General features: G+C 41.3%; 14 protein-coding genes and 1 tRNA gene. 5 read left to right on the top strand and 10 right to left on the bottom strand.

Going from position 1 to position 16,238, the window contains the following annotated elements:
- Positions 1–89 precede the first annotated feature (89 nt).
- From EGM47_RS14105 to aroC, 8 genes are all read right to left on the bottom strand, one after another.
- Positions 90–1,430: a hypothetical protein gene (locus EGM47_RS14105; protein WP_124981470.1), complete on the bottom strand. Its 1,341-nt coding sequence runs from the start codon at positions 1,428–1,430 to the stop codon at positions 90–92.
- An 83-nt stretch (positions 1,431–1,513) separates the two neighbouring features.
- A complete protein-coding gene (locus tag EGM47_RS14100; protein WP_124981469.1) occupies positions 1,514–2,680 on the bottom strand; it encodes a flavohemoglobin expression-modulating QEGLA motif protein in 1,167 nt (388 codons plus the stop codon).
- Positions 2,667–3,506 (bottom strand): N-formylglutamate amidohydrolase, encoded by an 840-nt coding sequence (locus EGM47_RS14095; RefSeq protein WP_124981468.1) that lies wholly within the window; start codon positions 3,504–3,506, stop codon positions 2,667–2,669. The genes EGM47_RS14100 and EGM47_RS14095 overlap by 14 nt, the downstream gene beginning before the upstream one ends.
- The gene (gene gshB / locus EGM47_RS14090) at positions 3,499–4,530 is read right to left on the bottom strand and encodes a glutathione synthase (RefSeq protein WP_124981467.1); all 1,032 of its coding nucleotides are present in this window, start codon (positions 4,528–4,530) and stop codon (positions 3,499–3,501) included. Before gshB ends, EGM47_RS14095 begins: the two co-directional genes overlap by 8 nt.
- Positions 4,531–4,670: 140 nt before the next feature.
- Complete coding sequence (locus EGM47_RS14085; RefSeq protein WP_124981466.1) at positions 4,671–5,459, bottom strand: lamin tail domain-containing protein; 789 nt, start codon at positions 5,457–5,459, stop codon at positions 4,671–4,673.
- A 1-nt stretch (position 5,460) separates the two neighbouring features.
- Positions 5,461–6,990, bottom strand: coding sequence for a hypothetical protein (locus EGM47_RS14080; RefSeq protein ID WP_124981465.1), 1,530 nt, complete (start codon positions 6,988–6,990; stop codon positions 5,461–5,463).
- 105 nt (positions 6,991–7,095) lie between these two features.
- Entirely contained in the window at positions 7,096–8,547 is a 1,452-nt protein-coding gene (locus EGM47_RS14075) for a dicarboxylate/amino acid:cation symporter (protein ID WP_124981464.1), read from the bottom strand.
- Between the two features lie 56 nt (positions 8,548–8,603).
- Complete coding sequence (aroC, locus tag EGM47_RS14070) at positions 8,604–9,674, bottom strand: chorismate synthase (RefSeq protein ID WP_124981463.1); 1,071 nt, start codon at positions 9,672–9,674, stop codon at positions 8,604–8,606.
- 184 nt (positions 9,675–9,858) lie between these two features.
- On the opposite strand from aroC, the gene EGM47_RS14065 reads away from it, so the two are divergent.
- Positions 9,859–10,647, top strand: coding sequence for a chorismate synthase (locus EGM47_RS14065; protein ID WP_124981462.1), 789 nt, complete (start codon positions 9,859–9,861; stop codon positions 10,645–10,647).
- A 322-nt stretch (positions 10,648–10,969) separates the two neighbouring features.
- On the opposite strand, the gene EGM47_RS14060 is transcribed toward EGM47_RS14065, so the two are convergent.
- Positions 10,970–11,043: transfer RNA gene (locus EGM47_RS14060), tRNA-Arg, on the bottom strand.
- A 141-nt stretch (positions 11,044–11,184) separates the two neighbouring features.
- Here EGM47_RS14060 and EGM47_RS14055 point away from each other — a divergent pair.
- The 3 genes from EGM47_RS14055 to EGM47_RS14045 all read left to right on the top strand — a co-directional run bounded on the left by EGM47_RS14055 (position 11,185) and on the right by EGM47_RS14045 (position 13,104).
- The gene (locus EGM47_RS14055) at positions 11,185–12,063 is read left to right on the top strand and encodes a phosphatase PAP2 family protein (protein WP_240642487.1); all 879 of its coding nucleotides are present in this window, start codon (positions 11,185–11,187) and stop codon (positions 12,061–12,063) included.
- An 84-nt stretch (positions 12,064–12,147) separates the two neighbouring features.
- The gene (gene folE, locus EGM47_RS14050) at positions 12,148–12,747 is read left to right on the top strand and encodes a GTP cyclohydrolase I FolE (RefSeq protein WP_124981461.1); all 600 of its coding nucleotides are present in this window, start codon (positions 12,148–12,150) and stop codon (positions 12,745–12,747) included.
- 45 nt (positions 12,748–12,792) lie between these two features.
- A complete protein-coding gene (locus EGM47_RS14045) occupies positions 12,793–13,104 on the top strand; it encodes a hypothetical protein (RefSeq protein ID WP_124981460.1) in 312 nt (103 codons plus the stop codon).
- A 5-nt stretch (positions 13,105–13,109) separates the two neighbouring features.
- Here the strand turns inward: EGM47_RS14045 and msrA are convergent, their stop codons facing one another.
- Positions 13,110–13,655, bottom strand: coding sequence for a peptide-methionine (S)-S-oxide reductase MsrA (gene msrA / locus EGM47_RS14040; RefSeq protein ID WP_124981459.1), 546 nt, complete (start codon positions 13,653–13,655; stop codon positions 13,110–13,112).
- Positions 13,656–13,763: 108 nt separating this feature from the next.
- On the opposite strand from msrA, the gene EGM47_RS14035 reads away from it, so the two are divergent.
- Entirely contained in the window at positions 13,764–16,232 is a 2,469-nt protein-coding gene (locus EGM47_RS14035) for a DUF5916 domain-containing protein (protein WP_240642486.1), read from the top strand.
- The last annotated feature ends 6 nt before the right edge of the window (positions 16,233–16,238 follow it).

Here is a 16,238-nt window from a genome sequence, read left to right as displayed (position 1 = left end):
TCGCGAAAGCGAACCCATTACACCCCAACACAACTGGGAAGTTCTTATACCTACCCTTGTCGTCAAAAACCTGATTACGTAATATTTGATCAATGGATCATTCCCGGTTCAATCCGCATCAAGTTCTTCAATTTTACATCCAATAGCCTATTCTCTTGGGTCGCTTCAAAGTTCAGGTCAAACTCGGCAATATTCCACTCATCGTCTAATTTAATGATCGTAGGTAATTGAATTTGACCTAACTTTTTTAACAATCGTTTCCCTCTATTTTGGGTGGTGGTCAAATGAAAACCTGCAATGCTATTGTTGAGGAAAAAGTCCTTATAAAAACTTTTATAATCATCAGTTCCAATTCCAATGGAATAAAACTTTGCATTCTCGCGATGATTAACGTAGAATCGATTCCATGCTACAAACATATTTGATGACAGGTTTTTTTTTCCATCGTAGATCAAAACATAAGAGGTTTGTTTTGGGGCTTTGTCCAATCTGACACGTTTACCGAAATGATCCCAAACCTTAGGTACTGGAAATTCTATACCTATTTTTCTTTCGCGATTTTCATTCAATATGCGCAATTCGCTATTAAAGTTTTGATCTGATTCGTCATCCAGGATTTCCAGCCACCAGTTGGTCTTGGGGTGATCTGCTCCCACCTGCCAGAGCAATAATTGATCAAGCAAATCCCTGACTTCATCTGATTGAATTGAATTGTACAGCGACTTGGCGCTGTCAATGGATCGCGACGATTCCAATAGTTTAAAGTAATGACTGTAAGCCAACCGCCTGTAATCGATAAATTGACGGGCTTTTGTAGGGTCGTTGTAATCAAATGCCGGTTCAGAAGGCATATCTAGGTATAAAGTTTGCTGGTTGGAGCGCAAATCATCAAAAGCTATTTCCTGCAAGTAGAGGAAGTAATTCCAAAATTGCTTCTCATCTGCTAAGAATTTTTCAGAAAGCAACAATTGTTCGCCGACTTTTACTAAACTGTCTTTTTTTGACTGGATCAGATCCAAATATTCCGTTTTCTCTTGTTGGACTACTGAGGAGTCATTTAAAATAGCCTGAATTTCGCGGTGGCGATCAAGGATATAATTATTTCTTACGGCCCCTTTGCCTTCACCGTAATGTAAATATTTAAGATCTTTATCCAAGAAAATAACAAAGTTATCTTGAGACTCCAGATAAATAGGTATCTCTTGATTGTTATAAAAAATATATTGATACCCTGAAGAAGTATAGTACGGGGCATTGTAAAGGTTGTAAGTATGTCGATCCTTGTCGTAAAGCCCACCAATTTCAATGCCTTTGACAGCTTCGACATCCGTTGGGAACTCCACAATAATATCAGTGGGGATCAAATTTTGCGAAAGCAGGCTGTTTGATCCTAGAATGAGGCACAGTATACTTAGTATATAGTTGGGCATGATATATAGTTTTTAATTTTGCAATCGCAAAAATTACCAGGTTACAATCACATCAAAAACCTATCCACATCACGTATGAAAATTTATTTTAGGTGATTCAGTACAAACTCAACCCTGGAGTCTTTATTGAGGCAGTGATCAAATGACAATGACCGGTGTTTTGCTGGTTGAGCAATACCAAGTTTTTTCATGTGACTTACTACCTCCCTATATTCCAAAGAGCATTTGCCTAAAAATATTTCGTCAAGTGATTGGTTATTCTGATAATTATCATAGACTTTTTTGAGTCCTGAGAGGTATAAAGCATCTTTTGTAAAACCGCCTCCGCGATGAATGCGCAAGGTGATATTGAAGGCCCGATTCTGATCCATCTTGTACTGGTTATGGATAAGATCAAAGGTATCAGCAAAAGAATAACCTTTAATCAAAGAATCGGTAGCTATAACTCTGTAAGCTAATTCTTTTAATCTGGTCATGGTCAGGCTACCACTCATGTATTCAGACATCACAGCCAGACCTTCTTGTGTTTCCACATTATTGGGGAAACCATTGGAAAAAATGTGTAAGGGCTGTTCAACCGCATTAAAGGTAGTCACCAGGTGAACACCTATCTCATGATGAGCGAGAACATTCAAATCATGTTGAGAAAATTTGTGATTTTTTTTGAGGATCAAGCTACGGTCATTATTGGACACCATAGCTGAGGCACTCATCGCACTGCTGGTTTTGATAGCGAAATCAAAATTATATTGACGCCGATAATTCTTAAAAAATGCCTCAGCCTCAGCAGTAGTAAGTCGCGGTTCAAACTTCTCATTGTCCAAGTCATCTTCATCAAAATGAAGGATGAATCTGGCGTTCTCTACCATTTTCTCTGTAGGGGTGCCGAAAAACCTTAAACTATTGAAATAAAATTTACTATTGGGTTCTGCAATCGTCTCGATGCATTGCACCAGACCACTGTAGGTATAAATAATGTCTTTGTAAAGGCTTTTGATGGTTTCATCCTCTATACGTTCTAGGCGCTGACTGTAAAATAGACGGTGTAACTTATAGGGATTGAATTTTACCTTTCGATATTTAAATTGTGGCTCATAGTTAAATTTCTCACGAAAGAATTGTTTCCTTTCTTGAGCAATATTTAGAGGATTGATAAACGCCAGAAGTTCAAGATTCCGCACAAATCGATGAATATTGGCATCAATTTCAAAGAGTGACTTGTATTCTTGCTGGATATTAAATTGTGGCATTGCTGTGTCTATCGTAGAATCTATGGGCGTGTGCTTTGATGTAATAGGTTAAAAGATCCTTGGCGGTATGTACCACTTCTGGATATATCTGACCCGTGTGCTCATTGCAATAAACTTTAGAAATTTCGGTAGCTAGCACCAAGGTATTTAAAGAATTAGCCGTTACATATTTTAAAAAGTAACCATTCCCTTCAAATACATCATTTACTTCGCAAGTCACTTTCTGACGTATAGGTAATTCCACATTGTGCAGAATCTCCTGCCACTGTTCAATAGCGGTTCGATATTTTTGAGCATCTACATTGGCAGTACCAATATTAAATACAGGTACTTCCCTATCCCATCGTTTATAGTTATAGGAATGCATATCGTAAAAAACGGTACTACCAAAGATCTCCTCTAATTTTACGATAAGGGTAAGCACCACCTTATAGAAATTGTCGTGTTTTTTAAGTGCTCTATTTTTCAAGAGTTCAGGCAGCGGTTTTTTCCATAATTCTTTGCCCCAGGCTTCTTCGTACACCGCGGTATCAGGATGGCGATTTAAGTCGTATTCAAATCTGCTGTCATGAGCAATTAATGTAATAGGAAGTCCCGAGATCATATTTCCGGTTTGCGGATCCTCCTCGTACCAACGCTCATATTCAGAATGTGTACAGTTATCCCACAAATCCTTGGGAAAATGGTGCCCGTCATGCACCGCTGCACACACATAAGGTACATAATCCTCAACCTTGATGGAAAAGGAATAATCTTCTACAACGGCATGAAAGTGTTCTTCTCTTTCAATGCGTTCAATAATTTCCCGTATGGAAAGTTTAAGCATCAATGATGGTGTTTTTAAGTTTGGTTTTACGATCCAGTGCTTTGACTCGCTCTTCTACTACTTCTTCAAAGAAGTCGATGATCTTTTCTTGTATTTTGGTTTTGGAAACCTTGTTGATGTAAGTGATACCGCCTGGTGACATCACATTGACTTCAACGAGCATACCATTAATCACGTCTATACCCACAAAATAGAGCCCGTCCTTGACCAATTTTGGACCGATTTTCTTACACAACTTTTTCTCAGCTGGTGAAAGCACATGCTTTTCAAAACTACCACCAGCGCTGATGTTGGAACGGTGGTCGTCACCTCCAGGTACTCTTCTTACCGCGCCTATAGGTTTACCATTCAATAACAAAATTCTGGCATCTCCTTTTTCTGCGCCTTCTATATAATCCTGAAGAATTACATAATTGGTCGTTCCATCTTTGTTATCGATATAGAAATCTAATAGCGAATTCACATTACCCATCGCCGTTTTCTCAATCATGATCACACCGCTCCCACCGTATCCATTTAACGGCTTCATGATCATGCGATCACGCGGGTTTTCTTTGATGACGCTTTTTAAATATTTTTTGTTTTTAGAAACGTGGGTTACAGGAATAATCTCGTTATCTGGATCGTCAAAACATGCCGTGTACAATTTGTTATTGGCCTCTCTCAAACCTTCAATATCGTTTACAATAAATACATCGTCTTTCACCGAATCCAAAAAGTTGAGGGCAATGGGATCCAATGGCGGATTAGCTCTCATCATGATTACATCAAACCCAGCCAATGGCAGCATTTTTTCCTTCAGTACTGCTTTTTTGTGGAAGGATTTCAGTTGGGCTGGTACCTTATCCATTTTTCCGATGATTTTGGAAAAAGCATAGGCAATACTATTTCTAATCGTGAGGTTGGCTGGAGTAGCAATGGCCACACGATGTCCTCTTTTTACACACTCATGAATAATGGCGAGGGTGGAATCATTTTCAGTATTGATCTCCTCCCAGGGATACATGATAAAGCAAACATTCATAAATCAGATTTTTTGATTGGTATCGCAAACTAAGAAGTTTTTTCATGCCCTCACGTTAAGGTTTTGTAAGAAAATCAATCAAATAGTAATATGCTCACTTATTTCTCAAGAAAATGAGGAAGTTGATGCCATAGAATTGACTATCTCGATCCCAGACCGCTGACATCATTATTGGGAAAAGCAGTCCATTCCAGCGGATTCCAAGCAGGATTAGGCGTTTGAATCGATGCATTTCGACGGATGGTCGCGTTTTCTGTAATTACACCATCTACGGCATAGCCGTTTCCAGGATCTATGCCTGGGATACCGATGACATCAATGATATTGTTTGACAAATCCACCAAGAGAACTGGATCATCACCACCGAAATCAAAGTTAAGTCCATTCAGAACCAAGTCCAGAGGTCCTACTAGAAGGGTTTGCAAAGAATTAGCTAAAACAAATGTAGACATAGGAGCTACCGTGCCTGAAAGGAAAATTTCTCGATCAGTACCACCAATCGGAAAATCACCGCCATTTCTAAATATTAAAATTTTGTAACTCGATAAATCAATTGGATTCGAGGTTGGGTTGTACAGTTCGATAAACTTATTGCTCTGATCAGCCTCAACATATTCTGATATCAGTAATTTAGTGGGTATTTGAAGGCAATTGATCTTTTGCCAAAGAGATTGTTGTCCGTCATAAATTTCTAGACAGCGTTGATCAGGATACTGAACCCAGAGTAATACTCCTTCTGAAGCGGGAGAAACAGCGAGGTGATTTTTATCACTTTCCGTAAGTGTCGGTATGGTCATTCCGCCATAAGTGCCTGAATTGGTCTGGGCATTGATATCTAAAACGGTGGCAGGATCTGGAGATAATGTATTTAGACCTACTTGTCCGCTTGCTATGTATCCTAAAAACAATAACAGAATCAATTCACGCATATCAATTCACCATAAAATTATCAATAGCAATGTCCTCGTCACCAGCGTCCAGGCTCATCTTTAGTCTAAATTGGATACTAGTGGTACCGGCAGCGCTAAAACTTCCTGTGAAAGTTGTAAAATTATCGGTCAAAACATCTCCTGTTTGTGTTCCTCCTGTGTTGAGGACAACACTAGGTTCTGCATTCGTTCCGGCACCTGCAACTTCAAAAAGATCAATCCAGGTACCACTCCCATCCAAACTATATTGAATGATAAAATAATCTGCAGCATCCCAGTCCTGATTGGTCCCGTCGTCATCCTCGGCCAAATCAATCGAATAATTAAAGGTGTTGGTTCCAGCAATCGATATCGGGTTAAAAATGATGGATTGGGTAGGCGAACTAGCTACTGCGTCGATATCCTGAGCAGCAAAGAAGTAACCAGTTGCGTGATTATAAGTTCCAGACACTCCGCTGTCATTTGTACGTGAAAAATAATCTGTCCCACTGATGGATTCTGCGGTACTCGTGGTGTAACGTATACCATTTCCATCTGTTTCAAAATCCTCATTGATGTAGTAGCTGGGAATCGTCTCGTCGTCCAGAATGGTCCAGGTATCTTGAAATACGGCGCCTATGGAATTGGCTCCTAAACCTCCATACACAGCGTCAATGCTAAATATGATATCCAGATTCCCATCCGTCAAAGCATTGTCTGCGGTATGAAAAACGCTAGTTCTGAACGGCGATGTCTGCTGGGCTGGTATGGTAACAGTTACGGTTCCAGATTCGGCCAACCTGGTGTAATCTGATGCCACAAGCTCGATCTGAACTGGCGTCGAACTCACATAAGGGAAAGAAAATTCAAGTTCAATAGCGTTGGGAGATTGTGCCTCGGATACCGTTTGACTTTGTGGTACCATTGATATTTTGGTGGGAGCAAAAGTTACTTGATGGCTGTAAGAAGAATAATCCGCCACTCCCGGGCTAGCACCAGTTGTGGCTGTAGGCGTGACTGCCAAACGTATAAACTTCTGATCGTCAGCTGTAGTCAAAGTATAATCTGCAGCGGTAGCTCCGCTAATGGGAACTTCATTGAGGCCGTTCGTATCATCTGCTCGGAACCATTGGTATAAACGTGCGCCTGGCGGGTCGGCCTCGGCATCAGTTTGTGTAAAACTACCGGCATCAAAACTCATCATTTCACCTACAAAGGCATCTGTATAGGAGATTGATGTTCCACTGGCTACCGGGGCAGCATTCATACAATAAAAATTCACCCAGTTGGCAGCTTGCGCATCATAAAGTTGAACACATCTGTTACCTGCCTCGCGGTAGTAAATCATCATTCCGTCAGGGATCGGAGTTGCAATAAGGTCCCTTTGGGCCGAATTAACGGTAGGTAATTTGAGACCTCCAAAATGTCCAGGGGAAATTTCTGCATGAATATCCAGTACAGCTGCTGGATCAGGGTTGGTAGTTCCAATGCCAATTTGGGCCGATAGCTGACAGGTGACTAAGCAGACCAACAAGCATAATAGGCGATACATCTAATAATGATTAGAGGCGCGCAAAATACTTGAAATCCTTAAATATTTCTTAAAATAAAGGAAGAGAAATGAGCATAAATATGCACAAAACTTAAACACAGTAATTTATGAAGTCACTTCGTCGAGATGATCATCCCAATCCTGCACGTCGGGATTCCCAAACTTGCCTAATGACTTGGCTACTACAGAAGCTACGGTAGCATCTCCAGTGACATTAACTGTTGTACGCAACATATCCAAAGGACGATCTACTGCAAATATCAAAGCAAGCGCAACTGGCAACAGATCACTGGGGAAATCTATTGATTCCAACACAATAACCAGCATCACCATTCCCGCTCCAGGAACCGCAGCTGAACCTATAGAGGCCAATAAAGCAGTAAGTACGATGGTCAATTGAGCGCTCAGAGAAACATCAATTCCCAAAGCCTGGCAAACAAATACAGCGGCTACAGCTTGGTACAGGCTGGTTCCATCCATATTGATGGTCGCTCCTACAGGAAGAACAAAGCTGGCCACGTCCTTTTCCACACCCATATGTTCCTCTACCCTTTCCATAGTTACTGGCAAGGTTGCAGCACTTGAACTGGTGGAGAAAGCTAACAATTGGGCTGGGGCGATTTGTGATAAGAACCAGAACGGAGATTTTTTCACGTAGAGTGAAAAGATGAGGCAGTACACAACGATCATCAATATGAGTCCGCCCACTACTGTTAGCGCATAATACAATAAAGCCAGTAATACCTCCGGATCATCAGAAGTTACTACCACGGTGGCCAACAACGCAAATACAGCATATGGAGCAGTCAGCATGATCAGGTCGACCATCTTTAAAACTACATCGTTCAGGCTATCAAAAAACTTTTTCAGCGGTTTAGCTGCCTTTTCCCCAATCAACAACATAGAAATGCCCAGAAAGATGGCAAAAAATATGACCTGTAACATCAGGCTGTTATCCGACATGGCTTCTACAGCATTGCTTGGAACCATGTCTACCAAAGCTTGCAAAGGACCGGCATCTTTCTGTTGTGCTGCGGTATTGAGCTTGCCTTGTATATTTTCATTCCCACTATAAGTAGCACTTAAGTTATCGATGGTTTCCTGAGAGATACCAGAACCAGGTTCAAAAGCATTTACCATCAATAAACCTATAGTGATGGCAATTATAGTGGTAGCAATATAAATGACGATGGTACGCAAACCCATATTACGGAATTTGGCGATATCCTTTAGATCGGATATTCCTTTGATCAGTGAAGCCAGAATTAAAGGTACCGCAATAAGTTTCAACAAATTGACAAATATTTTACCGAACGGCTCAATCCAACGACTCACAAAGTGTCTGGCTTTGGTCATATAAACCTCCTGTTCCGGCTGAACTTGTTCTACAGCAACTAATTGGCCGTCTACATTTTCATGTACGATGCGTGTTGACTCCTTGATAGTTTTGACCAGCACCTCTTCACTTCCCCAAGCGGTTTGTATCAGAATAAAGCCAAAGACTATTCCTCCTACCATACCAATCAATATCTGCCAGTGCAATGCTAATTTCTTCATAATTAAAAACTATATGCTATTATGTGTATTCCTTCTTTTTCTTTGATAGGCATGATCTATACATCAATCCTGGAGGTCCTGGATCTTAAAAAATGATCAGCCAAAACCAAAGCAGCCATCGCCTCTACGATAGGAACCGCCCTGGGTACCACACAAGGGTCATGTCTACCTTTGCCTTTCATTTCTACGGCTTCTCCTTTTTTGTTGATGGTGGGTTGGGATTGCATAATGGTCGCTACAGGCTTAAAAGCCACTTGAAAATAGATGTCTTCTCCGTTTGAAATCCCCCCCTGAATACCACCACTTAAATTGGTCTGGGTAGAACCGTCATCATTATACAAATCATTATGATCGCTACCTTTCATTTTGGAACCACTAAATCCGCTGCCATATTCAAATCCTTTGACTGCATTGATGGATAACATAGCCTTGGCCAGATCGGCGTGTAATTTGTCAAATACTGGTTCGCCCCACCCTGAAGGAACACCCTGGATCACACAGGTCACAGTTCCTCCAATAGTATCTCCTTGTTTTCTAATGTCGAGAATTTTCTGTTCCATCGCTTTCGCGAAAGCGGGATCAGGGCAACGCACCGGATTCTGTTCGATATAACTAAAATCGACTTCATGATAAGGTTTTTCCATCAATACCTCTCCTACACTACTAGTAAAAGCGGTGATGCTCACTTGCTGAAGCAACTGCTTGGCGATAGAACCTGCCACCACTCTGCAGACGGTCTCTCTGGCGCTGCTCCGGCCTCCACCCCTGTAATCTCTAATACCATATTTTTCTTGGTAAACCTTATCGGCATGACTGGGCCTGAAGCTGTCTTTGATATGGGAGTAATCCCTAGACTTTTGGTTTTCATTGATGATTTGGAATCCAATGGGCATTCCAGTGGTCACACCTTCAAAGATTCCAGAGTAAAACTTTACCGTATCACTTTCCTTGCGTTGGGTAACGATTTTGCTTTGCCCAGGCTTGCGTCGATCTAGTTCTCGTTGAACGAAATCCAAATCAATCTCGATTCCTGCAGGACATCCGTCAATCACGCCCCCAAGTGCTGCACCATGCGACTCTCCATAAGTCGTTAAGGTAAATTGTTTTCCAAAGGTATTTCCTGCCATACGAGCAAATATAAGTCATGGGAATTGATATGGCTAATGTTAATCACAAGTGTAAATGGATCAGTTAGTTCAGTCAATGTATACTTGACAAACCTTGACTCAACAGGCTACCTAAAAGCAAAATAGAACCGCCCTTCAACCAAAGTAGATTCGACTTGTCTATATTTGTTTAAAATTGTTAGAAATGAAACTCAAAAATCTAATTCCATTTGTTTTAATTCTTAGCCTTTCGATTGGATGCGAGAGCGACGATGGAAATGCGCCAACAACCGATTTTAGTTATATGCCTTTGCAGCTTCAAAATAATTGGAGGTATGATGTAACTACAGGTAGCAATACAGAAAATGATGATTTGGAGGTAACTGCCCAAACTGGTCAATCCTATGAGCTGAGCTCTACACCTGATCCTGCCAATACGCTAATGAGTACCATCCTGACCAGTGGAAGTCTGCGTGAGACTGAAGGTAAATTAATAGGGTCTGGGAGTGTGGATTTCTCAATAGAGGGATTTGAAGGTCTATCATTTACCATTGATAATGGTGTGCTATTTGACCAAAACGCTCGAGCTGGAATAGAACTTTTTTCTATAGCTGAAATGACCACTCAGACCGTTCAAGGCTACGACCTGGATATCAATTATACCGTACGTAGTGTTCAACAAGCAGATGTTTCCATGATGACAGTGAACGGCGTTTCCTATACCGATGTGATTCACAGTCAGGTGATCATCAATGCTAGTATATCAACTGAAGTGAGCGTCGGCGGGTTTACTACAAATGTTAACTTATTAAATCCGCAAGATATTATCACCATTGATAATTACTGGGCCAGAGACACAGGTTTAATCAAATCAGACAACCAATTGGATTATGAGCTGGAGGATTTCTCTGCTTTCGGACTGGCATTACCGGTACCGCAAAGTGGTGATGTTTTGACCGTTCAATCTCTGACCGCATTTATGTTGCAGTCTTAATGCACAATCTGCATGTAGTATAGGTTGTATTCTACTGGAAATAGATTTCTTAGTAATGGATTGAACATTTTACGAAGCAACAAAATCCGGTAAACTAGATCCACCTAGTTCGAACTCAACTTTTCTGAAGTCCAGTCATTTCTTAAATGCGTGGTGATGTAGCTTTTGATCTTAGCAGGCGATTGAAGCATGTTGTGATGCATACCTAGTAAGCTTAACGTCTATGGGCGGAATTACGACCCAGCTGATCTATCCCACAAACATGAACCAAAACAAAAAACCACACTTTTAAAAGTGTGGTTTTCAGTATCTTAAAATGTTGTGATCGCGACAGGATTCGAACCTGTGACCGTCTGCTTAGAAGGCAGATGCTCTATCCAGCTGAGCTACGCGACCTATGAGTGCCTATTTCTAAGCGGTTGCAAATATAATACTATTTTGGAAAGTCAACGATTAAAAATAAATTAAGTCAAGTTAATCTTAAACCCCAACTCACAACTGGCTGAATTGATTAATTTTGCCGTTAGAATTAGATTTATGCGTTACCTGTTTTTACTCCTTTTCTTACCTACTTTTTTTCTAGCCTCTGCCCAAAACTTCAAAGCCGACTCGTTTTCTAGCCAGCAAGTATCCGAAATGAACACCTGGCAATTATTGAAATACGATGGTTTAAATACTTTCAATGGAGTGGCCTATGCTTACTCCCGCCCCTTTCACTGGAAAAAAAGAGATTTTTTTAGAGCCGGGGCAACAGCAGCATTGGTTGGCGGACTCTATATAGTGGATGATGAGACGGCAGACTACTTTGGAAGACAAGAAGACAATGTTCCAGAGTTAATCCGGGATTTTGGGTGGTACTTTGGTAGCCCGCAGAACAATTATGGTGTGACTACCGGAATTTATGCCTATGGCTTGATCGCCAAAGATCCAGAATGGAGACGTACTGGCGTATTGATGATCTCCAGCGCTACTGCTGGCGGTGTTCTACAACAGCTCCTGAAAGCCATCACTGGTAGAGCCAGACCGCAAACAGGGGTAGGAAAAGATGTGTTTCGACCATTTTCTGGAGAATCAGGTTATAGGTCGTTTCCTTCTGGACATACCATTCTCTCATTTACCACCGCCTACGCATTGGCCAAGCATTTTGATAACCCTTGGGTAAAAGGTGGTATTTACGCGGTTGGATTGATCTCACCAGTATCCAGACTCTGGTCGGGAGCGCACTTTTTAACCGATGTAGTGCTAAGTCTAGCTATTGTAGTCGCCACAGTGGAGGGTGTTGACCGATACCTGGACACCAGAAATGGCTACGGTGAAAAACGATATGGCGACAGAAAGAGAAAAGACAGGAACCCTACGACACAAATACACTTTTCTGCCGGAATCAATCAAATTGGACTCTCCCTTTCTTTTTAAATCCTATCTTTTAAAAATGTTTAACTTTTGAGTTAAAATTATAAACACTTATATTGTATTTTTGATATCACTTATTTACCCACTATGGCACCATACCGAGTTTTTGAAGAATACAACATTGAGATAACCGACGAAATCAAGGATAAATACAAAGAAGTGATTACTGAGCTGGGAGAAGATGTTCAAAGGGAAGGACTGGTTAAGACCCCTGAACGCGCTGCTAAAGCCATGCAATTTCTAACCTCTGGATATAATTCTGATCCCGTCGAGATTCTTAAAGGAGCGATGTTTGCCGAAGACTACAACGACATGGTTATTATCAAAGACATCGAATTATATAGTCTGTGTGAGCACCATATGTTACCCTTTTTTGGAAAGGCACACGTGGCCTACATTCCCAATGGTCATATTGTTGGGCTATCAAAAATTCCGCGAGTTGTTGACGTTTTTGCTCGCAGACTGCAAGTTCAGGAGCGATTGACCCATGATATTTTAGAATGTTTACATCAAACCTTAAAGCCCAAAGGTGTGGCTGTGGTCATTGAGGCTGCACATATGTGTATGATGATGCGCGGTGTTCAAAAACAGAACAGTACAACAACCACCAGTGGATTCAGAGGTCAATTTGAAAAAGTTGAAACTCGTACGGAATTTTTAAATTTAATATCTGCCAACCTGCACTAAACCTCGTTTTTGGAACGTTATTTGACAGGTTTACAATAAAAAACTATGTTGACTTCTAAACGTTCCAAATTATTTGCCGGACTGGTATTTGATGCTATTGGTATGGCTTCCTATCTGGTTCCTGGCTGGGGAGAACTCACGGATGTAGCCTGGGCTCCCATCGCTGGTTATCTGATGACCAAACTTTATCCTTCCAAAACCGGTGTGGCGGCTGGTGTTTTTACCGCTATCGAAGAAATGATTCCAGGCTTAGATATCATTCCTTCCTTTACAATTATGTGGTTTTATTCGTATGTCATCAAGTCAAAATCCGTGGATGAAAAAGATAAGCAAGTGATCGACGTCACACCTGAATAGAGGATTTATTTCACTTCACCCTTGACTAGGTCGCTATAGGAATTCATCAATTTCCGCACTTTCGGATCGATAATCACCTGACAATAGCCTTGCTCCCGATTGTTGTTGTAATAATTGTGATGTGCCTCTTCAGCTGGGTAAAATTCAGTGGCGGGAGATATTTCTGTTACGATAGGATCTGTATATTCACCCGTAGATTCTAGTGAACGGACATAAGCGGTCGCCACTTCACGTTGCTGCTCGCTCAGATAAAAAATGGCGCTTCGATAATGTGAACCTACGTCATACCCTTGCCTATTTAAGGTCGTTGGATCATGGGTAGCCATAAATATCTCCAGTAATTCTTTATAACTGATGATGGATGGATCAAAAGTGATTTCAATAGCTTCAGCATGACCAGTACGTCCTTGAACAACTTCCCGATACGGCGGATTTTTGATTTGGCCTCCACAAAATCCTGACCGAACTTCTTCCACGCCTTTGACTCTCTGAAAAACCGCTTCGGTACACCAAAAACAGCCTCCTGCAACGATTGCTTTTTCCTTTTCCATATTGCAATGTAGCTTCCATGCCCATAGCCATATACCATATTAACAAGTCTTTAATGAAAGAAATTGTTAAACCTTTTATTTTTGCGCTTTGCTCCAATCAGAATGTCTTTGAAATCTTTTTATTTCCTGTTTTTTCTATTCGCTTTCGCGAAAGCGGCCACTGCACAAACGCCAACCAAGTCCAATGAAATATCCTCTGATTCTTTAAATATTTCCAGAAAATCTTATGTAGCCACCAGGGTGAATGACAAACCAAATATTGATGGGAAGCCCTTTGAAGCCTTTTGGGAGGGACTTCCTGTTGCGAAAGATTTTGTCATGATAGAGCCTACAAATGGCCAGGCAGAAAGACCAACCCATCGCACCGAGGTGAAAATTGCTTACGATGATACCGCCTTGTACGTGGCTGGCTACCTCTATGACGATGACCCGGGCAGTATCCCTACTCAGTTTTCTCAGCGTGACCAGATTGGTGTACAAGCTGATAATTTCGGCTTTTATATCAATACTTACAACAATCAGATCAATCAAACCAGGTTTTTTGCTACCAGTGCTAATGCCCTGGCAGATGCCATTGTTGAAGGAGGTCGTGAAGACTTTAGCTATAATGTGGTTTTTACTTCAGAAACCAGCATTGATGATAAAGGCTGGTATGTGGAAATGAAGATTCCTTACCGAACCCTTAGATTTCCTAAGCGTAACGTTCAAGATTGGAGTTTTCAAGTCACTCGCCGGATCGTAAAATTAAACGAATTTTATTCTTATAACTATATTGATATTACCAAAGGTAATGACACTCAATACGATGCTTTGCTAAAAGGAGTGGCCGAGATCAATCCACCCCTGCGTCTCAATCTATATCCTTATACCAGTGTTGTTCACAATAGGTTTGCAGGAGAAAACACTACCGATTACAGCGCCGGGCTGGACCTGAAATACGGAATTAATGAGGCCTTTACCTTGGATGCAACTTTGATTCCTGATTTTGGACAAGTGGCCTTTGATCAGGTAAGGCTTAATCTGGGACCTTTTGAACAAACCTTTGGGGAGAACCGAGCGTTCTTTAATGAGGGTACCGATTTATTGAATAAAGGTGGTATATTTTTCTCGAGACGTATTGGACAAACACCATCTGGTTTTAGCAATATCGAACTCTTTGAAAATGAGGATATCATTGACAATCCATCCAGCGCCCAATTGCTCAATGCCGTTAAAGTCACAGGGCGCACCAAGAACCGACTGGGTGTAGGAGTGCTCAATGCCATCACTGAAAAAACAGAAGCCACCGTAGAGAATTCAGCTGATGGTTTCCGAAGATTGGTGGTCACCGAACCTTTTACCAATTACAACATGTTTGTTCTGGACCAGCAATTTGGTAAAAACAGCTCTGCCTCTATCGCCAATGCCAATACCTTGCGTAACGGCAGTTTTACCGATGCCAACGTTACTGCCTTGATCGTTGATCTGAACGATTCCCAAGCGGCCAACAATTATCATACGGAAGTGAAAATGAGTAACAGATTTACACCTACAGGGACTGATTCTGGCTACCAAACTGAAATACAATGGCGACGTACAACAGGAAAATGGCGCCCCAGATTGGGCCACTTTCTCACCGGAGAAAATTGGAATCCGAACGATTTAGGTCAAAACTTCAGTACTAATTTTCAGACCTTTGCGGCTGACTTACAATACAATCAGTTTACCCAACAAGGTATTTTTAATCGGTACAATATTGAATTGAGAATGAGGCACGAGCGACAGCTCAATCCAGACATTATCACCAAAACAGATGTCACCCTCAACCCTTTTTTTATCACCAGAGAGCGATTGGCTTTTGGGATGGATGTGGTCTATTCTACCCGCAACCTCAATCAGTTTGAAAGCCGCATTCCTCGGCAAGTGGTGCGTTATAATCCAGCAACTTTTGTGGGCGGGTTCATTTCTACCGACTACAGGAAAAAGCTTGCCCTGGACATCAATGCCGGGTATTTTCAACGATTTGATGACCCAGAATTAAGTTATGACTACAACGTGAGTCCGCGGTTTAGGTTTTCAGATAAATTTTTGTTGATTTATAGGTATAGCTGGTCCAGGACCGATGACCGCATCAGTTATGTCACTAGAATAAATGAAGGAGCAACCGCTATTTTAAGTAACAGGAACACCCATACCGTAGAAAATCAAATATCTGGAACCTATAATTTCAACAACCGACAGGCACTGAGCATTGCTTTTAGAAATTTTTGGTCCAGAGCAAGTTTTAGTAGAAACTTTGAGGAATTACAAGATGATGGTACAACCATTCCCAGTGATTATGCGCTAGAGGACGGACAAAATCCAGACGCTAATTTTAATATTTGGAACCTTGACCTTTCCTACCGATGGCGCTTTGCGCCGGGTAGTGAGGCTACCCTACTCTACCGCAACAGTATTTTTAACCAAGACGATCAGGGCGAAATCAGCTATCAGGACAGTCTGCAGAACCTTTTTCAACAAGACCAACGGCACAATATTTCTCTGCGTGTGACTTATTTCTTGGATTTCAATGATGCCAGGAGATTGTTCAAAGCTTAGTATCAC

The sequence above is a fragment of the Nonlabens xiamenensis genome, from assembly GCF_003865345.1.
In the GTDB taxonomy this organism is placed as follows: Bacteria; Bacteroidota; Bacteroidia; order Flavobacteriales; family Flavobacteriaceae; genus Nonlabens; species Nonlabens xiamenensis.
The sequence above is the reverse complement of the archived record's forward strand: the minus strand, read 5'-3'. Positions and strand labels throughout refer to the sequence as shown.